The sequence below is a fragment of the Mesorhizobium sp. BAC0120 genome, from assembly GCF_033542235.1.
In the GTDB taxonomy this organism is placed as follows: domain Bacteria; phylum Pseudomonadota; class Alphaproteobacteria; order Rhizobiales; family Rhizobiaceae; genus JAWRCU01.
In genome coordinates, this window is sequence record NZ_JAWRCU010000012.1 from 1 (window position 1) to 21,936 (window position 21,936).

Here is a 21,936-nt window from a genome sequence, read left to right on the forward strand (position 1 = left end):
GAAAGCTACTGATCTTCGCCAATGCCGTCGTCGAGCGCGGCACTCCATGGATAAGAAAAGCACCCCAACAGCATCTCGCCCGCTAATGGTTGCGCTTCTCCCACAAGGGGAGAAGGGGGAGCTTGGCGTTTTCGGTTGCTGCAAATCGCCGACGCTGGAGATTGGCAGAGGCGCAAATGTAGTGCTCCCCCTTCTCCCCCTGTGGGAGAAGGTGGCTCGGCGCGAAGCGCCGAGTCGGATGAGGGGTGATCGAAGGGCCCTGCGTTGCCGGAGAGAGCAATTCAGATCACGAAAGAGCGCCTGCTCAGGTGTTCGCCCCCGTCGCCCTCGGTCGCCTCGCGATAGGCGTTCACAAGCGCGTCCGGCGCCTCGCCCGCAAAATCCGAACGATATTCGCTTGTTTCGAGTGCCCAGCGCCGCGCGGACGTTCGCGCGCGTTGGCTGCCGTGGATATTTGCCTGCCGGCCTGATTGTGTGCCCCGCCCTTGCTCGGCGGAGACCTCTTTCGCGACGATCGACTGTATGGACGCAGCCGCTTTTCTGCAGAGGTCGACGAGATCAGAGAGCATTGCGGCACCTTCTTTCATGAACCGCATCTTTATCGCCGGATAGATATTAACCAACCACTAACCATGAAAGTTCGTCATCGAGGCTCTGCCGGGCGTCTGGGCTGCCCTTGCGCATGGTTTTGCGCATGGATCTCCCTGATGATGCCTGCGAGTTCGGCGCATTCCTGATTGCGCTGGCTTGTCCTGCGCCAGGCAAGGCAGAGCCTGCGTTGCGGCCCGGGTTTGGAGAAGGGCACGATCCTGACCTCACCCGTCGCGCCGGCAGCGGAGAGCGCAATCTCCGGGACAAGCGTCACGCCAAGGCCATGCGCCACCATCTGCATGAGCGTCGTAAGGCTGGTCGCTCCGTAGCTGGCCATCGCCAACGGCCTGACGTTCCCGCAGATGGCAAGCGCCTGATCGCGCAGGCAGTGCCCCTCCTCGAGGAGCATCAGCCGCTCCAATGCCGGGCTCTCCGGTGGAACCGGCGCGACAATGGTGTCGTCATTGGCCGGGACGGCAAGGAAGAAGCGGTCGGTGAAAAGCTCTTGGATCTGGAGCCCGGGATAATCGAGAGGCAGTGCCGCGATGAATGCGTCGATCCGGCCGGCATTCGCCTCTTCCACCAGAGTGGCCGTGACGGCTTCGCGCAGCTCCACGACGAGGGCGGGATAGCGCGTTTTCAGATCCGCGAGAATGCGAGGCAGGATGTAGGGCGCGACGGTCGGGATGATGCCCAGCCGAAACCGACGTTCCGTGGCGAGGCGGCCCGACAGGGCAACCGTTTCGAGCTCGCGCACCGCATTCAGAATGTTTTCGATCCGCGGCTGAAGGGCGATCGCGTCTTCGGTCAGGCGAACGCCTTTCGCCCCGCGTTCGAACAGCCTGCAATCGAGCTTCGACTCCATCTCTGCGATCTGGGCGGAAAGGGCCGGCTGGCTCACACCGGCATGCTCGGCCGCCCGGCCAAAATGCAACGTGCGTGAAAGCGCTTCGAAATAGAGGAGCTGCCGGAGTGTGAGACGGATCATAAGAGGAAGTTATCGCAGCGAGCAGGAAACGCAATTTGTGTTTATTGCGTCCCCGGCCTAGACTGACGGCCTGCCAGCCGGCGCCGATGCCGGCCGGTCATCTCGGCATAGCCAACATGGTGCAAGGAGGCGAAGCCGCGACAAAACCAAGTGCGAGAACTTCGGCGGAGGCGCCGGTTCCCGGAAGCGAAATCCGGTCACCGTGAGTTCCGGGATTCACGATAGTTCCATATACGACCACTCGAACAGAACACGATCGGAGCGAAACATGGATGCAAAAACTGACGAAAACGGCGCCGGCAAATGCCCGTTCAGCGGAGGCTCAGGTGGGCGCAGGAATCGCGACTGGTGGCCGAATCAGCTGGACGTCCAGGTTCTCCATCGAAACTCCAATTTGTCCGATCCGATGGGCGAGAAGTTCGATTATGCCGAGGAGTTCAAGAGCCTCGACCTGAACGCCGTGATCAAGGACCTGCACGCGGTGATGACGGAGTCGCAGGACTGGTGGCCGGCCGATTTCGGCCACTATGGCGGTCTGATTATCCGCATGGCGTGGCATAGCGCGGGCACCTATCGCATTACCGACGGCCGCGGCGGCGCCGGCGCCGGACAGCAGCGTTTTGCGCCGCTCAACAGCTGGCCGGACAATGCCAACCTCGACAAGGCCCGCCGGCTGCTGTGGCCGGTGAAGCAGAAATACGGCCGCAAGATTTCATGGGCCGACCTGCTGATCCTCGCCGGCAACGTCGCGCTGGAGTCGATGGGCTTCAAGACGTTTGGTTTCGCGGGCGGCCGAGCCGATGTCTGGGAGCCCGAGGAACTCTTCTGGGGTCCCGAGGGAACATGGCTGGGCGACGAGCGCTACAGCGGCGAACGCCAGCTTGCCGAGCCGCTTGGCGCCGTGCAGATGGGCCTCATCTACGTCAACCCCGAAGGTCCGAACGGCAACCCGGATCCTGTGGCGGCGGCCAAGGACATCCGCGAGACCTTCTTCCGCATGGCCATGAATGACGAGGAGACCGTCGCGCTGATCGCGGGCGGCCACAGCTTCGGCAAGACCCACGGCGCGGGCGATCCCTCCTTCGTTGGTCCCGAGCCGGAAGCCGCCGCAATCGAGGATCAGGGCCTCGGCTGGAAGAGCAGACACGGCACCGGCTTTGGGGGCGACACCATCACCGGTGGTCCGGAAGTCACCTGGACCCAGACGCCGACGAAATGGAGCAATCTCTTCTTCAAGAACCTGTTCGAGCACGAATGGGAGCTGACCAAGAGCCCGGCCGGCGCCTATCAGTGGAAGGCGAAGAATGCGCAGCCAACGATCCCGGACGCGCACGACCCGTCGAAGAAGCATGTTCCGACCATGCTGACGACCGACCTGTCGCTACGGTTCGACCCGATCTACGAGAAGATCTCGCGGCGCTTCTATGAGCATCCCGATGAGTTCGCGGACGCGTTTGCCCGCGCCTGGTTCAAGCTTACCCACCGCGACATGGGTCCGCGGGTGCGCTATCTCGGCCCGCTCGTTCCGCAGGAAGAGCTGATCTGGCAGGACCCGGTTCCGGCGCTCGACCACGAACTGGTCAGCGACCAGGACATCGCCGACCTCAAGGCCAAGATCCTGGCGTCCGGCCTGTCTGTTGCCGAGCTCGTCTCGACGGCCTGGGCTTCCGCCTCGACGTTCCGCGGCTCAGACAAGCGCGGCGGAGCGAATGGCGCCCGCATTCGCCTGGCCCCCCAGAAAGACTGGGAGGTGAACCAGCCGGCCCAGCTCGCGAAGGTGCTTTCGAAGCTTGAAGCGATCCAGAAGGAGTTCAACGCCGCGCAAACGGGCGACAAGAAGGTGTCGCTGGCCGACCTGATCGTGCTCGGCGGCTCCGCGGCGGTCGAGAAGGCCGCCAAGGATGCAGGGACCGAGGTGGAGGTGCCCTTCACGCCGGGCCGGACGGACGCCTCCCAGGAGCAGACGGATATCCAGTCCTTCGCCCCGCTCGAGCCGCGTGCCGACGCTTTCCGCAACTACATCAGCGCCAGCAAGCTGCAGTTCATGGCGCCCGAAGAGGCGCTGGTGGACAGGGCGCAGCTCTTAAGGCTGACCGGGCCGGAAATGACTGTCCTGCTTGGCGGCTTGCGTGTGCTCGGTGCCAATGCGGGCCATTCCACGCACGGTGTCTTCACGGACAGGCCGGAGCAGCTGACCAACGACTTCTTCGTCAACCTGCTCACCATGAAAACCGAGTGGCAGCCGTCGCCCGAGGTGGAGGGTGTCTACGAAGGCCGCGACCGCAAGACGAAGCAGCTGCGGTGGACCGGCACCCGCGTCGACCTGATCTTCGGTTCGCACTCGCAGCTGCGTGCGTTCGCGGAGGTCTATGCCTGCGCCGATTCTCAAGCGAAGTTCGTGAACGACTTCGTGGCGGCGTGGACCAAGGTCATGAATGCCGACCGGTTCGATCTCGCCTGAGCAATGGAGCTTTTTGCTCTGGATCGGAAATGCAAGGCGCGGCGAAAGCCGCGCCTTGTTGCGTTTGGGATATCAGTCCTTCTCGAAGACGCGGCTCTTCGCGACCACGCCGGCAATCGCCCCGCCGATCAGTGGGGCGACGATGAACAGCCATAGCTGCGCGATCGCTGCCGTGCCGGTGAAGAGCGCTGGACCGATCGACCGCGCCGGGTTGACGGAGGTGCCCGTCACCGGAATGACCGCGAAATGGATCGCGGCAAGGGTGAGGCCGATGACCAGGCCTGCGAGCACGGTGGTGTGACTGGCGCTGGTCACGCCAAGGATCACGGTTACGAACACGAAAGTCGCGATGATTTCGGTGATGAATGCCGACCAGGCGCTGTAGGCATTCGGATCCCACCCATTCGCTGCGAAGCCGGTCGTGTGGCCCCCGGCCTGGCCCGACACCATGATCCACAGCGCGAGCGAGGCGAGAATGCCGCCGATAATCTGCGCGATCCAGTATGGGATCACGTCCTTTGCCGGCAATCTGCCGGCAAGGAAAACGCCGAGCGTAACTGCGGGGTTGAGATGTGCCCCGGAGATCGGGCCCACTGCATATGCCGCCGCAATCACCCCAATGCCGAACGCGAGACCGATGCCTTCCTGCCCGATCGGCAATGCCGTGCCGAACCCTCCGGTGACGACCGACGCAGTACCAATGAACACCAACAAGAACGTGCCCAGAATTTCAGCCAGATAAGTCTTCATGTCCCTCTCCAGACCTACCAAAGTAAATGACGCGCCATTGCTGGTGGCGAATCGCTGCAAAGCGTATTCCCGTAACGGAAACTTTAGAAGCAGCGCATTGCTTAATGAGCATCGCCTTGTATATCCTGCCTCGACTCTTGGATCCTTCTTATGAAGTCATCTTCCCATGAGATGAGCAGCCGCGAATGACCGGGCATCTGGCTCTCCGGCGCGGTACTTCGGCCGACATTCCCTTCCTGATGCGGACCGAAAGATTGGAGGGCTATGGCGAGTTGGTCGGGCGCTGGGAGATGGCTCAGCACGCCGCGGCGCTCGCCGACCCGCAACATGCCTATTTCGTTGCCGAGGCCGACGGCGAGCCGGTCGGCTTCGCTCTTCTACGCAATTGGGCCTCCTCAAATGGAGTGACGCTGGTGAAGCGCGTCGCCGTCGCGCGGCCCGGCATTGGCTACGGCAAGGCCATGATGCGCGCCGTCGTCGATACCGCCTTCGCCGAAACGAATGTCCATCGCTTATGGATCGGCTGTTTCCCCGAGAACCTGCGGGCGCGGCGGACCTATGAAGCAGTGGGTTTCGTGGCCGAGGGGATCGCCCGTGGCAACGTGCTCTTCCTCGGAAGGCATCGCGACGAGCTGATCCTATCGATGTTGAGGCCGGACTGGGAGGCGCGGAAAGGGTTGACGGCGAGCGAACCTTGAATAGCCGATCTCGCTAGCTCTACACTCGAGTCAGATCGGAGCCAGCAATGGGCAAGGTTTGGACTCTTGAGGACGCGAAGAACAAGTTTTCTGCGGTGGTGGAAGCAGCGCAACGGGGTGAGCCACAGCGTATCACCAAGCGTGGTGTTGATGCCGTCGTCGTCCTTTCGGCCCAGGACTATAAGCGGCTGTCGAAACTTGATGCGCGTTCCAAGAATACATTCGTAGAGCACCTCCTCGATTTCCCGAAGCTGCGGGAAGGGATGGAAGACATTTTTGACTTCGACGAGCGCCCTCAAATAGGGATACGCGATATCGTTTTCGACAAATAGGCCACTGTGTATCTCCTGGATCGCCGCCTGTATTGCCCGCTCTTGCAAGCGGATATAGCAAGGCATCAAACGGGCAGCCGACGACGGGATCACCGATATGCGACTTGGCGGAAGGCTGGCAGCAGCCATCGAAGTTCTGGACGACATCGAACGGCGTCACCGTCCCGCGGCCGACGCGCTGAAGGATTGGGGCCTCTCGCACCGGTTTGCCGGGGCAGGGGACCGCGCCGCCATTGGCAATATCGTCTACGACGCGTTGCGTAGGAGGCGCTCGGCCGGCTGGCTGTTCGATGCAGATACGCCGCGCGCCGTTGCCTTCGGCGCACTGCTTCTCGAGTGGGGCCAGACGGCAGAATCGCTGAATAGCAGCCTGGAGGGCGACCGCTTCGCGCCTGAGCCTTTGTCCGAGGCCGAGCGGCGTTCGATCGAGGAAAGGGGCATGACAACGGCTCCGGATGCAGTCGCTGCCGATTGCCCCGACTGGGCCGCGCCGCTTCTGCAGGCGAGTTTTGGCGACGACTGGGTGCCTGAGGCGAAGGCACTTGCCGGACGTCCGCCGCTCGACCTGCGTGCCAACAGATTGAAGGCGACGCGCGACAAGGTTGTTGCGGAACTCAGTGACACAGGCGCCGTGCCGACAGCGCTTGCACCGCATGGCATCCGCATCGCGCCGATCGAAGGCGCTGGCCGGCACCCGAATGTACAGGCCGAGCCATCGTTCCAGAAGGGCTGGTTCGAGGTTCAGGACGAGGGCTCGCAAACGGTAGCCGAGCTTGCAGGCGTGAAACCCGGCATGCAGGTGCTCGACTTTTGCGCCGGCGCCGGCGGCAAGACGCTCGCTTTGTCGGCTGCGATGCAGAACCGCGGCCAGATCTACGCCTTCGACTCGGAAAAGGCGCGGCTGGCGCCCATCTTCGAGCGCATCCGCCGCGCCGAGAACCGCAACATCCAGGTGCTGTCGAAGCCGGTCGAGCTCGAAAGCCATGTCGGTCAGATGGACATCGTCCTGATCGACGCGCCTTGCACGGGTTCGGGCACGTGGCGCCGCCGTCCCGACGCGAAATGGCGGCTGACGCCGAAGCAGCTCGAGACACGCATCGGAGAGCAGCGCACGATCCTGGCCGACGCCAGCCGCTACGTGAAGCCGGGCGGTCGGCTCGTCTACATCACCTGCTCCCTGTTTCGAGAGGAGAACCAGGAGCAGATCGCCACGCTCTTGAAGCAGGACGCGGCTTTCGCTCCGGTCGATCACGAGAGCCTGTTCGAAGCGCATTTTCCCGGAAAATCGGCTGTCGCGCGGATAGATCGCGGTGCTGGCCTCATACTGTCGCCTTTCCGTAGCCACACGGATGGTTTTTTCTTCGCGGCATTGCAGCGAACTGCCTGATCCCATGAGGGGACTTCATGGAGCATTTCATCGAGCAGCTGACCAACCCGATCAACGCGGTCGGCCACCTCAACTACATTCTCGTGATCCTGTCCGTATCGATGAGCAGCATGCGCTGGCTGCGCATTTTCGCAATGGCGAGCGGAATAGTCGGAGTCTTCTACTACGGCTACCTGGTGTCGGACGGCATCAGCGCGATGTGGGAGTTCATCTTCGCGTCAGTGAATGCGGTCCAGCTGGCGATCATGGCCGTGGCGGGACGGCGTAAATCGATGAATGAAGACGAGGCGCTTTTCATCGAAACCGTTATGCCGACGCTTGAGGGCAACCTGCGCGCCCGCATGCTGAAGATGGCGCGCTGGCAGACTTGCGAGCCCGGGCATGTGCTTATGGAGGAAGGCCAGTTGGCGCCTCAGCTCGTGTTCATTGCGCGCGGTGCCGCTAGCGTCGAGAAAGGCGGCAAGATCGTCGGTGTGTGCGGCCCGGGCGATTTCCTAGGCGAGATGAGCTTTCTGACAGGCCGGCCGGCCTCGGCGACGGTGCGCGTGGCCAATGAGGTACGTTGCTGCGTCTATGATCCTGCGCCGCTGAAGGCGCTAACGCAGAAAAATCCCGGGATCCGGCAAGCCTTGGAGTTCAGCTTCAACCGGAACCTCGTCGGCAAGCTGGAGCGCATGAACGAGGCCAGCCACCAGCTGGATACGAGCCCGGTTTGACCTGCCCGACCAACTCTATCGGCTTGCCTTCCCCATGCCTGCCCTGTGATAAGCTGACAAAGTTCAAATGCGAGTGACGCCATGGATGCCAAGCCAGTACCCGACGCCGACTACGAAGACCGCGTGCGTGCGTCCTTTGCACGGCAGGCCGCCATGGCGACGATCGGTGCAGAGCTCACGCTTGTAACGCCGGGCATCGTCGAGATCGAAATGCCGTACTCGGCGGCGCTCACCCAGCAGCACGGCTTCCTGCATGCAGGCGTGATCTCGACCGCATTGGATTCGGCCTGCGGCTATGCCGCATTCTCGCTGATGCCGGAAAACGCCTCGGTGCTCACCATCGAGTTCAAGGTCAACCTGCTCGCGCCCGGCAAGGGCGAGCGCTTCCTGTTCCGCGGTTCCGTTACCAAGCCCGGTCGCACCATCATCGTCGCCGACGGCCAGGCCTATGCCTTCGGCACCAATGGCGAAGCCAAGCTCATCGCCACCATGACGGGCACGATGATGACGATCACGGGCCGCGAGGGAATCGCGGGCTGAACGCGTCGACCACTCGACCGAATATCTGCACGTTGATCCATTGCAGCGATTTATGAGGCCGTCTGCCGAAGCCCGGTTCAACCCATTGCGCCGACTCACCTTTTTCTCTAAAGGCCCGCCATGAAGAACCCCGCACATCCCGATACCGTCCTCATCATCGATTTCGGCAGCCAGGTGACGCAGCTGATCGCCAGGCGCGTGCGCGAGGCCGGCGTCTATTCCGAGATTGTGCCGTTCCAGAAGGCCGAGGAAGCCTTCAGGCGCATCGAGCCGAAGGCGGTGATCCTCTCGGGCAGCCCGCATTCCACCGTCGACATCGGCAGCCCGCGCGCGCCGGACACTGTATTTTCTGCCGGCGTTCCTGTGCTGGGCATCTGCTATGGCGAACAGACCATGAGCGCGCAGCTCGGCGGCAAGGTCGAGGTCGGGCATCACCGCGAATTCGGCCGTGCCTTCCTCGACATCGAGGACGACAGCGCGTTGTTCGACGGCATTTGGGCGAAAGGCACGCGCCACCAGGTTTGGATGAGCCACGGCGACAAGATCACGGCCATACCGCCGGGCTTCCGAGTCATCGGCACTTCAGCCGGCGCGCCTTTCGCGGCGATCGCCGACGAAGGGAGGAAATTCTACGGCGTCCAGTTCCACCCTGAGGTCGTGCACACGCCGGATGGTGCCAAGCTGCTCAGGAACTTCGTGCGCAACATCGCCGGGCTTACCGGCGACTGGACGATGGCCGCCTACAAGGACCAGGCGATCGCCGCAATCCGCGCCCAGGTTGGAGACGGCCGCGTGATCTGCGGCCTCTCCGGGGGCGTCGATTCCTCGGTTGCCGCAGTGCTGATCCACGAGGCGATCGGCGAACGCCTTACCTGCATCCTCGTCGACCACGGCCTCATGCGGAAGAACGAGGCGGCGGAAGTCGTCGAGATGTTCCGCGGCCACTACAACATCCCGCTCGTTCATGTGGACGCATCGGATCGCTTCATCGGCGCCCTCGAAGGTCTCTCCGACCCCGAGGTCAAGCGCAAGACCATCGGCAAGCTCTTCATCGATGTGTTCGAGGAGGAAGCGAAGAAGGTCGGTGGCGCGGATTTCCTGGCGCAGGGCACCCTCTATCCCGATGTGATCGAGAGCGTTTCCTTCACCGGCGGCCCCTCGGTCACCATCAAGTCGCATCACAATGTCGGCGGGCTGCCAGAGCGCATGAACATGAAGCTCGTCGAGCCGCTGCGCGAATTGTTCAAGGACGAGGTGCGCTCACTCGGCCGCGAGCTTGGCCTGCCGGAGCACTTCATCGGCCGCCACCCGTTCCCGGGACCAGGGCTTGCCATCCGCGTTCCCGGCGCGATCTCGCGCGACAAGCTCGACATATTGCGCCAGGCCGACGCGATCTATCTCGACGAAATCCGCAAGGCCGGCCTCTACGATGCGATCTGGCAGGCATTCGCCGTGCTGCTTCCGGTGCAGACTGTGGGCGTCATGGGCGACGGCCGCACCTACGACTCTGTCTGTGCGCTACGCGCCGTCACCTCGGTCGACGGCATGACTGCCGATTTCTTCCATTTCGACATGGCTTTCCTCGGCGCCGCCGCCACCCGCATCATCAACGAGGTGAAGGGCATCAACCGCGTCGTCTACGACGTCACGTCGAAGCCGCCGGGGACGATCGAGTGGGAATGATTTCGCCCATCCGAGGTTATGCCAAAATGCGCCACAGGACGACGTGATTCACTGAAAGATAAAGACATTCCTGCCGATGGCGATCCGCATCTATCGGTGGGCACAGATCGCGGGCGGTGGACTGTCTAACGGACCTCGCCCGATGCTGATCATCGGACGGCTCGGTGGCCACCGTCGCGCCCGTCTTTCCCGGTTAAGGTGACAGGATCTCGCCCGCGATGAGGCTTAGCAGGTACTGGGCCGTCACCTCTACCGAACTCACTGGACGATTCGCATCCGCGCCAAGAAGGCATCGGCGACAAATCTGAACTTGCGGGGATCACCAAAAGCCCCGCCATCACCATGGCACCGTAAATCGTTGTCTAGACCTTTCGACATGATTTTCTTGCCGCTTTGAATCTAAACCCCCTACCGTATGTTCCACGCGCGAAGTGTTGCAACGAACTGTGGAGTCTGCCGTTTAGAAAAGGGCATTGCGCAGAGGATGTTCGCGGGTCGCAAAATAGTTGTTCGTCGGGCATCAAGACAGTGAGCTGGGAGCTCGTGTAAACTTCCACCAGAACGGTTCTGAAACGAATTCTATGACGTGCTGATTCTCGAAAAGATCGGTTGTCGTTGAATGGATAACTCGAAAGGAAAGGCTGGTTGAGCTCCGTCCCATTCCCATTGCGGCGACTGTCTACGGAAGACGTTTCGCGTAGGGAGCGGCTCTCCTTCGTACATGATTTCCTGGCTCGTCACGTCGGAGGGCGGGAGCTTGCTCCCTCGGACCCCGATAATGTCCGCATCGACATTGAGGCAATGTCTCTACCTAGTGGTTTAACGGTGGGCCGCGGGTTCTATGCGCCGATTAGCGGTGCCCGGACTCGCGAATTGCTCCGGGATGGCCGGGAACATTACCTCCTTCTGATCCACAATCAGGATCATGAGATCTCGGTCGACGGAAAGGCCCCTTTCAGGGTCGCCGCTGGCGATGTCATGTTATTGAATGAAGGAACCTGCCATGAATTCTTCTACAACAAACCCACGACCGTCAACACCGTCACGCTCGATCGCCATATAATTGCGGATCTCGCTCCACGCCTTGAATTGGAGGCGAGTTACTTAATTCCGTCGGCAGCCGATGGCATGCCGCTCTTGGCGAACTATGTCGAGACGCTTCGCCGCCACCCACCGGTTTCGGCCAAGGCGGGAGATATGGCGGCCCGCCATGTCTATGATCTCACCGCCCTTGTTCTTGATGGCTTCGTGCGTGGAGGGGCCGCGCGAAATGAACACAGCAAAGCGGCCGCGCGGCGCCGGCTCATGCGGCAAGATATTCTCCAGAATCTTTCCGATCCTGGTCTCAACATCGACACCATCGCACATCGCCAAGGTGTTACGCCGCGCTATATTCAACGACTATTCGAGAGGGAAGGGACCACCTTCACCGAATTCGTACGCGATTCCAGACTTGATCTCGCCTTCCGCCTTCTCAAAGAGCGTGATGCAGATTCCAATATGATCACCGCAATTGCCTATGACGTTGGCTTTTCCGATCTGTCTACGTTCAGCCGAGCGTTTCGCAGGCGATTCAATGCGACCCCTTCGCAGATTCGGCGGTCGTCATCAGAATATTGAGAGCATTGTAATGCTCGAACCAGAGCGGCAAGTGCGCGACGACGGTTTCGGCGAGACATAGTCGCGCTCCAAAGTTCTAACGAAGGCGTGAGCCATGCGTTCGACTGCGGGCAGCGCGACAGCGTCGAGCAAGGCTCCAAGCCGCTATCTCGCAACAAGGATTTGGCGTCGTTCGCGACGAAGCACAAGCCGCTGTCGGTCAACTATTCGATTCGTTGGCAGGTCCGCCTCGTAGGTCACATGCACGAAGGCTGGGTTGCTCGGCCGTACTCCAGCGACGATGGCACTCGGGCTGTTTGTTCGCCGTCCATCAAAAAGTGGTTCGGTATCTCCCAAGATAATCATGTGCACCTTCCTCTATCGTTCTACGTAGCCGGCGCGGAATCACAGGAAGCGCTACACAGATGCAACGGGGTATATTAGCGTGAACAGGGATCTATCGCGACTATTCGAAATCTTACGCAATGGACGACGCGGGAGTTCCGCTAAGTCTTTGCGAGTGGCCAGGGCGTTCGCGAAGACGGCAGCGCTCGCGATAGCCACCCATGATTTTGGCCAATCGGGGCTAGCCGTGAACCGCGCGATCGAGGCCAAGGCAGAATTAGCAGAACAATTGTAACTAATTGCCACTCGGTTCCTACCAGGCATCGTTATGGCTCAACCCGGTTAGTCTTGGTTCGCGAAGCGCTCAACAGCAGCACGGAAATGGGCGCTGGGGGGCTTGCGAGTCATAGCATCCAACGGGGAGCAGACGCCAACTAACCCGACTTGTTGTTCATCCTTCGGACGCTTCGGTGTCCCGTCGCCGGCGAAGCTTTGCCGCGACGAATACTTCTGGAGTCTGTATGCGACAGCGCGTTCCAAAACGTTCCCAACATATCCCCCTTGCCTGTAAGCGCCAGACAAAAGCGCTGCTGTGGACCGGTGTCTCCCTTATCGCGATGGCGCTGGCCGCACCTGCGGGAGCGGAAACGATCATCTATACCGACGGCCAAACCGCGACGGCACCCGTCGCCATGACGTCCGACACCGAACTGAACCTCGCAGCAGGAACCGCCACTCAGAGCGGGATCGTCAGCGGCGACTTTCACGTGACCAAGACAGGCTATGGCCTACTGATACTTGATGGCGTGAACACCTATACAGGGGGAACCACGGTTTCGCGCGGTACGCTCTTTGCGGGCAATACATCTGCCTTAGGAACCGGGGCGGTCGAACTCGCCAGCGGCGCCGCTCTGTCACTTGGCGCCCCGGGCACGTTCACCAATAACATAAATATCAACCTCGGGGCCTCGCTGTCATCCGGCTTTGGTGCGAGGCACGCCGGCGTGATCAGCGGGGATGGGCTACTCTCCCTTTCAGCCGCCGGTAACGTCATCCGGATTGCAGGAAATAACACGTATCGCGGAGGTACAAATATCTCTGCCGGCGAAGTCCTGGTCGAGAACGATCACGCGCTGGGGACCAACGCTGTCAACCTAGACGCTACTCTTGGCTATGCCGACGGCATCAGCATCGGCAACGATGTGATGCTGAGGACCGCCGGTAGTACCCTGTCGGTAGAGACGGGTTCTGCAGTCCAACGCGGAGGCATTGCCGGGAATGCGGCCGGCTCCAGCCTTACCAAGATTGGCGCCGGGGAGCTCGTTCTGACAGGCGCCAGCACCTATTCGGGAGATACGCACGTTGTTGAAGGGACCTTGACTGGTGGGGTTGGCTACACGTTCTCCGGTCAATCACTCTATTCACTCGAGTCCGGCGCCGCGACACTCAGGATACGCGCTCATCAGCGGGTCGGCGGCATTTCCGGCACCGGCATCCTCGACCTTGGCGACTACAATCTGGAAACCGGTGGTCGAAATGTCGCCGCGACATTCGAGGGCACGCTCGTTGGCTCGGCGAACTCATCGATCTCGAAAAAGGGGACAAGCTCGCTGACGTTCGAAGGCAACAATTCCGCATATGGCGGTTCGCTGTATGTGGACAGCGGTAGCGCGTTTGTCGACGGCGACTACAGGAACATGCGCGTGTCGGTAGGCGATGGCGTGTTCGGTGGCACTGGCCGGGTCGGTGCCGTCACTGTCGATGGCGGCACGCTGTTTGGCTCCGAAGGCCAGCAGTTGACGATGCAATCTCTTGCATTAGGCGCGGACTCGCGAGTTTCAGTTCGGCTTGGCACGAGTTCGACCCAGGCGCTCTTCAACGTCGCTGGAAATTTGACGCTCGATGGTCGGCTCGATGTCGAGGATGCCGGTGGCTTTGGTCCGGGGGTCTATCGGCTGTTCGACTATGGCGGCACTCTCACGAATAATGGCCTGGAGATTGGAACCGTACCGTCTGGCTATGACAGCCACAATCTGAACGTACAGACCGCCATGGCGGGACAAGTCAATCTTGTGGCGGCCGACGCAGGTTATGGCCCGGTTTTGTTTTGGGACGGGGACGATCCGGCGCATTGGGATAACGGCAAGATCGATGGAGGTGACGGCCAATGGCGGACAGGCGGGCGCGCTTTCACCGATGCCCAGGGGATGAAGAATGGTGCGATGAATCCGCGGCCCGGCTTCGTAGTGTTTGGCGGCAGCGCCGGCAATGTCGAAGTCTATACGGGTACCGGACAGATTGAGACCACCGGCATGCAGTTCGCAACCAGCGGTTATAAGCTGTACGGTGATTTGCTCACACTCGCCGCGGGTGAGGCGATCATTCGCGTCGGTGACGGAACCGCGGCCGGCGCGAATTACGTCGCGACCATCTCCAACCATTTGGACGGCGGGGGGCGTCTGACCAAAACCGACCTTGGAACGCTCATCCTCGATGGAGACAATACCTATTGGGGTGGCACGGAAATCCGCCAGGGGACGCTGCAGATCGGTAGCGGCGGCGCGTCAGGGTCGATCGTCGGCGACGTCGTCAACGACGGCGTGCTGGCCTTTAACCGATCGGATGCGACGACGTTCGACGGAGCCATTTCAGGCACAGGCGCGGTGCACCTGCTGGACGGCGATCTGACGCTCACCGGCATCAACCGCTATACGGGCGGCACAATCGTCGATGGCGGAATATTGAGGGCCGGTCAGGAAAGGGCGTTCGTGAGTGACACTGCCTTTACGGTGAACGGAGGCACACTCGACCTCAACGACTATAGTCTTATCATGTCATCGCTATCCGGTACCGGGGGCTCGGTGGCGATCGGTACGGCGACGCTTTCGCTGCATCAGAACATCGACACCAGCTTTGCAGGTTCACTGACCGGGTCGGGATGGTTCACCAAGGGGGGGAGCGGTAAGCTGATCCTTTCAGGTGACAGCGGGGGATTCACCGGCGAGACCAACGTCGAGAAAGGCACGCTGGTCGTAAACGGCGTGCTGGGAGGCACGGTTACTGTGCTCGGCGCCCGTCTTGAGGGCGTCGGTACGATCGGTGACACCCTCGTGAAAGGCATGATTGCGCCGGGTAACTCGATCGGCACGCTGAACGTCGGCAACATCACCTTCGATCAAGGCTCGATCTACGAGGTCGAGGTCAATGCGGCGGGGAAAGGCGATCGCATTATCGCATCCGGTAACGCGACTATCGGCGGTGGCACGGTCAAGGTGCTGGCGGGCATGGGCAACTATGCGTCCCAGACAAAGTACAATATCCTCACCGCCAACGGTGGCGGCGGCATAACCGGCACCTTCGACGGCGTGACCTCGAATCTCGCCTTCCTCGACCCATCGCTCAGCTACGAGTCCGATAGCGTCTGGCTGACGATGAGCCGGAACAGCACCAGCTTCCAGAACGTCGGCGTGACGGCGAACCAGATCGCCACCGGCGGCGGCGTGGAAAGCCTCGGCTTCGGCAATCCGGTCTATGACGCGGTGCTGAGCCTGTCGGCCGATCAGGCGCAGTATGCCTTTGACCAGCTCTCGGGCGAGACCCATTCATCTGCCAAGACCGCGCTTATCGAGGACAGCCGCTTCGTCCGCAATGCGGTGAACGACCGTATCCGCGCAGCCTTCGACGGCGTCGGAGCCTCGGGAACCGTCACAACCTATGTCGACGGCAGGCCGGTGACGGTGAAGGCGAACACCGATCGCTTCGCGATCTGGGCGCAGGGCTTCGGCTCATGGGGTCACACGAATGGCGACGGCAACGCCGCTCGCCTCAACCGCTCGACCGGCGGCTTCTTCGTCGGCGCCGATGCTCCGGCTTTCGACACCTGGCGCTTCGGTGCCGTGACCGGCTACAGCCGGACGAAGTTCGACGTGAAGGATCGCCGTTCCGCCGGCTCGAGCGACAACTACCATGTCGGCCTTTATGGCGGCACAGCCTGGGGCGATCTAGCCTTCCGCACGGGCGCTGCCTACACTTGGCACGACATCTCGACCTCGCGGAACGTGATCTTCCCCGGATTCGACGACAGCCTGAAGAGTGACTACAACGCGGCCACCGCCCAGGTCTTCGGCGAGTTGGCCTACGGCTTCAATGTCGACGCCGCCCGTTTCGAACCCTTCGCCGACCTCGCCTATGTGAACCTGCACACCTACGGCTTCACCGAACGGGGTGGTGCGGCTGCGCTCACCAGCCCGTCGTCCAACACCGATGCGACCTTCACGACGCTCGGCCTTCGCGCCTCGACCAGCTTCGAAGTCGGCGGCTCGACGCTGACCGCCAAGGGCGTGGTCGGCTGGCGTCATGCCTTCGGCGATGTGACGCCGCTTTCCACCATGAGCTTCGCCGGAGGCGGCGATACGTTCTCCATCGGTGGTGTCCCGATCGCGCGCAATGCGGCTGTGATCGAAGCCGGGCTCGACTATGCCATCATGCCCAACGCCACCCTCGGCGTCACCTATGGCGGGCAGTTCGGATCCGGCATGGCCGACCAGTCCGTCAACGCGAACTTCAATGTGAAGTTCTGAGAACAGACGAATTGTCAACCGAGGTCGGCGAACCGTCGACCTCGGACCGTTCAGAAATCCAAGCGTCGACGACAGCCAATCTGGTTGGATGTTCTAAGCAACATCGGGAAGACGGGTTCTTCAATGATCACTGCAAAATGGCTTTTCTCTGGTTTGCTTTGTCTGCTCGTTGCTGGTTGCAACAGCGGCGACGCCCGAATGAGTGCGCTGCGGGCCGACATGGCCAGTCGGCAGGCAGCAGCCGAATTGGCGGCCAATCGTTCCGGCGCAACGCAGGAAGAAAAGGAGCGCGCCAAGAGCTACGCTTCCGCGCAATCATGCATCGATCAGCTTCAGGCCCATGCGCGAGGCGTTCAGGCGGCGAGTATGGCATCGCGTGCTGCGATGGCTGGCGTCAGCCTCGCCGGGCCGGGCGGGGCGTTGGCGGCTCGTGCGATGGGACCGGTGAATGGCATGGCAATACGAAACCAGGGCAACTACCAAGTCGCCTGTTATTAGGCTCGCCTGCAACGTGAGGTTACGATCAACAACATGCATTCGACCAGTTACATTTTGCAGATTGCGTTCGCATCACTTGCCGCCTTTGGGCTCGCCGCGTGCCAGAGTTCACAATCAAGTTTTCAGGGGTCGAACTTTTCCAACGAGACGAGAACGTTGGAAAAGCAGCTTAACGCCGAGGCCGCGGCGTTGGGCGCCGCCCAAGGCGCGACAAGCCTCGCGGCATCTGCCGATCCGACCGGCATATCGAGCTTTGTCAAAGCGCCGGTTGCACTTGCCGCGCGAAACGCGTTGGCGAGAAGTGCCGACGCGCGCATGGACGCCCAACTGGCCCGCGATGAGCAAGCCCTTTACCGCCGCTACGGCATGAACCCGGATGGCACGCCTTCTGGAAAACGGCCAGTGGGTGGTCAGTGAACGTCGAGACGATGCCCTTTGGACGCTGCGAGAGGATGGCTTTTTAGCCAAAGCCGCTACCGCTTTTGAGACGTCGTTAGAAACCTCATGGCCTGCTCAGTTTGTGGGGCGCGGCGCGGCCTTACGAGCGTCGCTCACCGTCAGCCAGACGGCCGAGACGAGGAGGTAGAAGGCGCCGAAGGCGGCATAGGGGGCGATGTTGGCGATGCCGACCGGCTCAGGACCGCCGGCCATCTTCCGCGCGGCGCGGCAGGCCAAGAGTGGCAATCAACCAGGCGATCCGGCCAAGGCTGCGCAGGCGCTGCTCGCGTTGGTCGAAGCCGAGAACCCGTCGGTGCGCCTGTTCCTGGGCGATGATGCGCTCGGTCTGGCTGATCAGAAACTCGACGGGATGCGCGCTGAAATCGCTGCCTGGGACGCGCTGTCTCGGTCCACCAACTTTTAAAGCACGGTGGACATGCCGCCATCGCCCCGCAGGTTGGTGCCTGTGATGTAGGCCGCGAGCGGGCTGGCCAGGAAGGCGGCATTCGCCAGTTCGTCCAGTTCACCGAAGCCGCCGAGAGGCACCGCAGCATTTGGATCTCTCAGCCCGGCATGCCCTTCTGGTCCCGGTTCGTGCTCCAGAAACCAACATCGATATCTACATCCCTATCGCTAGCCAGCTCGCCATCCCGATTTCGACCGGATACCGAGTTCTGCATGTTCCCGGGCTAGACCAGATCGCTCGCGATCGCACCACATCATGAACGACGTCAGCGGAATGCGACCGCCAATCATCCGCTTGCCGCCAGGAACTCGCTTTCGTTCACCTCGATGACAATTCGCTGCCGAGCTTGGGTCGCATTGCGCAGCAGCAGAGCGAGCGGTTGTGCGGGATCAAGTCGCAAATATTCCCAATCATATGCGTGAGCGATCAGCTTGAAGTCGGGCGTCTGGATATCAACCCCCAGCGGTTCGACGCCTTGGGCCCGCATATGTGTCTTGATCTCGCCATATCCGCAATTGTTCCATAGCAGGACGACGAGCGGAGTTTCGGCATCCACCGCGGAACCGAGTTCCGCTAAGGTGAACTGGATCCCGCCATCCCCGATAACACAGATCACCGGGCGATCGGGAACGCCGATGGCGGCGCCGATTGCGGCCGGAAGCGCGTAGCCAAGCGTTCCATAGCCGGTGGATGAGCAGAACCACAAGCGGGGACGCGGAGCGGCATAGGACAGGCATCCGGCGTAGGCGGGCTGGGTTGAATCGCCGACGATGATCGCATCCGGCAGGGCTTCGAGGACACTTTCGAGGAGGCGCAGGCCAGCTGCCATCATTCGGTCGAGGCCGCGCCGCACCGTGTCGCGCGCCTGCGCTGCCCGTTGCGCCCCGTTGCGGCTGCCTGCCGGAGCTACTGCTTCACTTAATGCCGAAAGTGCCACGGCAGAATCGGATATCAGCGTCATGTCTGCCCGGTTGCCGCGCATGGCCTGCTCGGCATCAATATCTATGCGTACAAGTCGGCCGTTGATTGTCGGCCGTCCCGTCCCGTAGGGATCGAAATCTGTGGGCCCAAGCTCGGTGCCCACGGCGATGACCAGGTCCGAGCAGGCGACGAGCTCCGCACATCCGCTCAGGCTGGGCGTGCAGGGTACGGCGAGAGGGTGTCCGGCCGGCAGAAGGCCGCGGCCATTGACCGTCATCATGACCGGCGCGTCGAGTGCCTCGGCGAGCGCACGCAGCGGAATTGCCGCCTCGGCGGCGCCGCCGCCCGCGATGATGAGCGGGCTGCTGCATTCCCCTGCCAGGCCTGCGATCTGGCGGACCGCAGCGGCGTGTGGTGCCGGTTTGAGAGGCGGCGGTGCTCGCCTGGGGGCTGGGAGGCCGCTCGCATCCTTCGCCATCAGGTCGATGGGGATCTCGATGTGCACCGGCCTCGGCCTTGCGGCGGAAAACACCGCAAAGGCGCGGGCCATCACCCATTCGAGCTCCTCAATCTTCAGGATCGTGTGGCTGAAGGCGGTGATCTGCTTCATCAGCTGACGCTGGTCGGGCAGCTCGTGAAGAAAGCCTTCCCCTGAACCCATGTCTCCCAGCGCGTTGACACCGGAAATCACCAGCATCGGAACCGAATCTGCATAGGCCTGTGCGACTGCCGTTGCCACATTTGTGAGGCCAGGGCCGGTGATGATGAAGCATACACCCGGCTTGCCGCTGGCACGCGCGTAGCCGTCCGCCATGAAGCCCGCGCCCTGCTCGTGCCGGGGCGTGACATGCCGGATACCGCTTCCGGGCAGGCCGCGATAGAGCTCGATCGTGTGCACGCCGGGTATGCCGAACACTGTGTCGACGTCATAGGCACGCAGCAATTTCACCAGGTAGGTGCCAAAGGTCTCCATTCCCCCTCACTTGTGCGCGGGGGCGACGCCCCGCAGTTCTTCGGTATCAGATGCCGCTATAGAATGAATATGCCGTTCTGGTTCTGCTACATCTCACCGGCGGAAGCTGAGACCAGGCTCCAGCCCCCATGGGCGCGCTTATAGGCTTCGAGCGAGGGATAGATGTGGCTGACGCAATGGCTGACGAGGCTCTCGCGATCACCGCGGACGAGCGCGTCGATCATCGCGCGATGCTCGTTCCGGGACTGTTGCAGCAGGATCGGATCGCCGATCGCGTAGCAGCGGATCGCCGTCGTCCGGGCCCAGAAGGTTGCGATGGCTTCCGCCAGGAAGCGGTTGTTGCAGGCGGCGAAGAGGGTTTCATGGAACACGTTGTTGAGCGCCGCAGTCTGTTTCAGGTCCATGCGATCGACGCAGTCGGAGTATTCCGAATGGATCCGCTCCAGCTCTTCGATGAGCGATCGCGGGGCCGGCATGGGAATCCGCCGCGCCGCCTCCGCCTGCAGGATCGCGCGCATCTCATAAAGTTCTTCCACTTCCTCGACAGAGAAGTCCCGCACGACTACGCCGCGATTGGGACGGCGGGTCACGAGGCCGATCTGCTCCAGGGTCACCATGGCCGCGCGGATCACGTGCCGGCTCGTGTTGAACCGTTCGCTCAGTTCCTCCTCGACCAGCCTCTCGCGCGGGCGCAGGCGGCCGAAAATGATCGCCTCGCGAATTGTCTCGACGACTTCGGTTTCCAATCTCTGGGCTGCCTGTTGTGTCATGTTGGTCCTCATCCCTGCGCCTCGGAGAGGGATATTAGCTCTGCAGGCGCTGCGACACGATCTCCTTCGCAAGCCAAGCGGCACACCAGATCACCGATCGCCAGCGAAGCCGTAATGCCGGGCGACTCGATACCGTAAAGATTGATCAGGCCAGGTGCGCCATGGTCTCGCCCGTCCTGGATCATGAAATCGGCGGGCGCGGTGCCGGCCATATGGAGCTTTGGCCTGATTCCGCAATAGTCCGGCGCGAGCGCGCTCTCCGGCAAGGCCGGCCAATAGCGGCGGATCGCGCGATCGAACAGCGGGAGGCGCTCCTCGCTGACGCGATAGTCGATCTCATCCACCCACTGGACATCCGGTCCGAAGCGGGCGCGGCCTGCATGATCGAGCGTGAGGTGGATGCCCATGCCGCCATCCGAGGGGAGCGGGTAAACCAGATGCTTGAAAGGCGAGCGGCAGGTGAGCTTGAAGTAGTTTCCCTTGGCCAGATACCGGGCCGGAATGGCTTCTGCGGGAAAACCCTCGATCGCGGAGGCTACCCTTTGCGCTGACAATCCTGCGCAGTTCACCACTGTCCTGCAGCAAAGGACGGAGCCTCCGTGCTGGTCAACCAGAAGAGAAATGCCGCGCTCCGTGACCCGCCCGGCGGCCACAGCAGCACGAAGGACGAGCATGCCGCCGCTGTTTTCGAGATCGCCCAGATAGCTCAACATGAGCTCATGCACGTCGACAATCCCCGTCGAGGGGGACAGGACGGCGGCGGAGCAGTCGAGTTCCGGCTCGATCGAGAGCGCTTCCTTCCGCGAGAGGATCACCAGATCGACGACGCCATTCCGGGCGGCGTTCTCCGTTAGGTGCCGCAGCTTCGAGACGTCGCCCTGCGAGCAGGCGACGATTAGCTTTCCCAACTGCGAGTGCCATATGCCGCGTTCACGGCAATAGGCATAGAGCGCGGCTTTCCCCTTCACGCAGAGCTGCGCCTTCATGGAATTTGGAGCGTAGTACAGCCCGGCGTGGATCACCTCGGAATTGCGCGAGCTCGTGCCGGAACCGATCATACGTTCCGCTTCCAGGACGATGACCTCCCGGCCGGCGAGGGCCAGGGCGCGCGCGACGGCCAGGCCGACCGCGCCTGCGCCGATCACAACGGCATCGACCTTCTCGTGGCCGCCTGCATCCCATTCCATGAAAACCACCCTG

19 protein-coding genes and 2 pseudogenes are annotated in these 21,936 nt (G+C 61.8%); 12 read left to right on the forward strand and 9 right to left on the reverse strand.

Annotated elements, in window-relative coordinates:
• Positions 1-281: 281 nt before the first annotated feature.
• Both SAZ10_RS23440 and SAZ10_RS23445 read right to left on the reverse strand, forming a co-directional pair.
• Positions 282-587: a hypothetical protein gene (locus SAZ10_RS23440; protein WP_318611814.1), complete on the reverse strand. Its 306-nt coding sequence runs from the start codon at positions 585-587 to the stop codon at positions 282-284.
• A 56-nt stretch (positions 588-643) separates the two neighbouring features.
• Positions 644-1,579, reverse strand: coding sequence for a hydrogen peroxide-inducible genes activator (locus SAZ10_RS23445; protein WP_318611815.1), 936 nt, complete (start codon positions 1,577-1,579; stop codon positions 644-646).
• 268 nt (positions 1,580-1,847) lie between these two features.
• Here SAZ10_RS23445 and katG point away from each other — a divergent pair, with 268 nt between their 5' ends.
• Positions 1,848-4,040 (forward strand): catalase/peroxidase HPI, encoded by a 2,193-nt coding sequence (gene katG / locus SAZ10_RS23450; protein ID WP_318611816.1) that lies wholly within the window; start codon positions 1,848-1,850, stop codon positions 4,038-4,040.
• Positions 4,041-4,112: 72 nt separating this feature from the next.
• Here the strand turns inward: katG and SAZ10_RS23455 are convergent, their stop codons facing one another.
• Positions 4,113-4,790 carry an MIP family channel protein gene (locus SAZ10_RS23455; RefSeq protein WP_318611817.1) on the reverse strand — a complete coding sequence of 226 codons (678 nt, stop codon included), beginning with the start codon at positions 4,788-4,790 and terminating at the stop codon, positions 4,113-4,115.
• A gap of 185 nt (positions 4,791-4,975) precedes the next feature.
• On the opposite strand from SAZ10_RS23455, the gene SAZ10_RS23460 reads away from it, so the two are divergent.
• The 7 genes from SAZ10_RS23460 to SAZ10_RS23490 all read left to right on the forward strand — a co-directional run bounded on the left by SAZ10_RS23460 (position 4,976) and on the right by SAZ10_RS23490 (position 11,766).
• Complete coding sequence (locus SAZ10_RS23460) at positions 4,976-5,488, forward strand: GNAT family protein (RefSeq protein ID WP_318611818.1); 513 nt, start codon at positions 4,976-4,978, stop codon at positions 5,486-5,488.
• 47 nt (positions 5,489-5,535) lie between these two features.
• Positions 5,536-5,820, forward strand: a complete 285-nt coding sequence (locus SAZ10_RS23465) for a type II toxin-antitoxin system Phd/YefM family antitoxin (RefSeq protein ID WP_318611819.1) — start codon at positions 5,536-5,538, stop codon at positions 5,818-5,820.
• Between the two features lie 97 nt (positions 5,821-5,917).
• Positions 5,918-7,207, forward strand: coding sequence for an RsmB/NOP family class I SAM-dependent RNA methyltransferase (locus SAZ10_RS23470; RefSeq protein ID WP_318611820.1), 1,290 nt, complete (start codon positions 5,918-5,920; stop codon positions 7,205-7,207).
• A 17-nt stretch (positions 7,208-7,224) separates the two neighbouring features.
• Positions 7,225-7,923 carry a cyclic nucleotide-binding domain-containing protein gene (locus SAZ10_RS23475; RefSeq protein ID WP_318611821.1) on the forward strand — a complete coding sequence of 233 codons (699 nt, stop codon included), beginning with the start codon at positions 7,225-7,227 and terminating at the stop codon, positions 7,921-7,923.
• An 81-nt stretch (positions 7,924-8,004) separates the two neighbouring features.
• Positions 8,005-8,463, forward strand: a complete 459-nt coding sequence (locus SAZ10_RS23480; RefSeq protein ID WP_318611822.1) for a PaaI family thioesterase — start codon at positions 8,005-8,007, stop codon at positions 8,461-8,463.
• Positions 8,464-8,583: 120 nt separating this feature from the next.
• A complete protein-coding gene (gene guaA / locus SAZ10_RS23485; RefSeq protein WP_318611823.1) occupies positions 8,584-10,146 on the forward strand; it encodes a glutamine-hydrolyzing GMP synthase in 1,563 nt (520 codons plus the stop codon).
• 645 nt (positions 10,147-10,791) lie between these two features.
• Complete coding sequence (locus SAZ10_RS23490) at positions 10,792-11,766, forward strand: helix-turn-helix transcriptional regulator (RefSeq protein WP_318611824.1); 975 nt, start codon at positions 10,792-10,794, stop codon at positions 11,764-11,766.
• Here the strand turns inward: SAZ10_RS23490 and SAZ10_RS23495 are convergent.
• Positions 11,720-11,969: pseudogene (locus SAZ10_RS23495) on the reverse strand (hypothetical protein); the annotation flags it as partial. The gene SAZ10_RS23490 and the pseudogene SAZ10_RS23495 sit on opposite strands and share 47 nt — an antisense overlap.
• A gap of 642 nt (positions 11,970-12,611) precedes the next feature.
• Here SAZ10_RS23495 and SAZ10_RS23500 point away from each other — a divergent pair.
• The 3 genes from SAZ10_RS23500 to SAZ10_RS23510 all read left to right on the forward strand — a co-directional run bounded on the left by SAZ10_RS23500 (position 12,612) and on the right by SAZ10_RS23510 (position 17,585).
• Positions 12,612-16,670, forward strand: a complete 4,059-nt coding sequence (locus SAZ10_RS23500; protein WP_318611825.1) for an autotransporter domain-containing protein — start codon at positions 12,612-12,614, stop codon at positions 16,668-16,670.
• A 123-nt stretch (positions 16,671-16,793) separates the two neighbouring features.
• Positions 16,794-17,168: a hypothetical protein gene (locus SAZ10_RS23505; protein WP_318611826.1), complete on the forward strand. Its 375-nt coding sequence runs from the start codon at positions 16,794-16,796 to the stop codon at positions 17,166-17,168.
• Between the two features lie 33 nt (positions 17,169-17,201).
• Positions 17,202-17,585, forward strand: a complete 384-nt coding sequence (locus tag SAZ10_RS23510) for a hypothetical protein (protein WP_318611827.1) — start codon at positions 17,202-17,204, stop codon at positions 17,583-17,585.
• A gap of 96 nt (positions 17,586-17,681) precedes the next feature.
• On the opposite strand, the pseudogene SAZ10_RS23515 reads toward SAZ10_RS23510, so the two are convergent.
• Positions 17,682-17,816, reverse strand: a pseudogene (locus tag SAZ10_RS23515) (DUF308 domain-containing protein); the annotation flags it as partial.
• On the opposite strand from SAZ10_RS23515, the gene SAZ10_RS23520 reads away from it, so the two are divergent.
• Positions 17,785-18,030 carry a hypothetical protein gene (locus SAZ10_RS23520; protein ID WP_318612005.1) on the forward strand — a complete coding sequence of 82 codons (246 nt, stop codon included), beginning with the start codon at positions 17,785-17,787 and terminating at the stop codon, positions 18,028-18,030. The pseudogene SAZ10_RS23515 and the gene SAZ10_RS23520 sit on opposite strands and share 32 nt — an antisense overlap.
• Here the strand turns inward: SAZ10_RS23520 and SAZ10_RS23525 are convergent.
• From SAZ10_RS23525 to SAZ10_RS23540, 4 genes are all read right to left on the reverse strand, one after another.
• Positions 18,027-18,209: an SDR family oxidoreductase gene (locus SAZ10_RS23525; protein WP_412535291.1), complete on the reverse strand. Its 183-nt coding sequence runs from the start codon at positions 18,207-18,209 to the stop codon at positions 18,027-18,029. The genes SAZ10_RS23520 and SAZ10_RS23525 overlap by 4 nt on opposite strands.
• 149 nt (positions 18,210-18,358) lie before the next feature.
• Positions 18,359-19,966, reverse strand: a complete 1,608-nt coding sequence (locus tag SAZ10_RS23530) for a 5-guanidino-2-oxopentanoate decarboxylase (protein WP_318611829.1) — start codon at positions 19,964-19,966, stop codon at positions 18,359-18,361.
• 86 nt (positions 19,967-20,052) lie between these two features.
• A complete protein-coding gene (locus SAZ10_RS23535; RefSeq protein WP_318611830.1) occupies positions 20,053-20,736 on the reverse strand; it encodes a GntR family transcriptional regulator in 684 nt (227 codons plus the stop codon).
• Between the two features lie 8 nt (positions 20,737-20,744).
• Positions 20,745-21,923: an NAD(P)/FAD-dependent oxidoreductase gene (locus SAZ10_RS23540; protein ID WP_318611831.1), complete on the reverse strand. Its 1,179-nt coding sequence runs from the start codon at positions 21,921-21,923 to the stop codon at positions 20,745-20,747.
• Between the last annotated feature and the right edge of the window lie 13 nt (positions 21,924-21,936).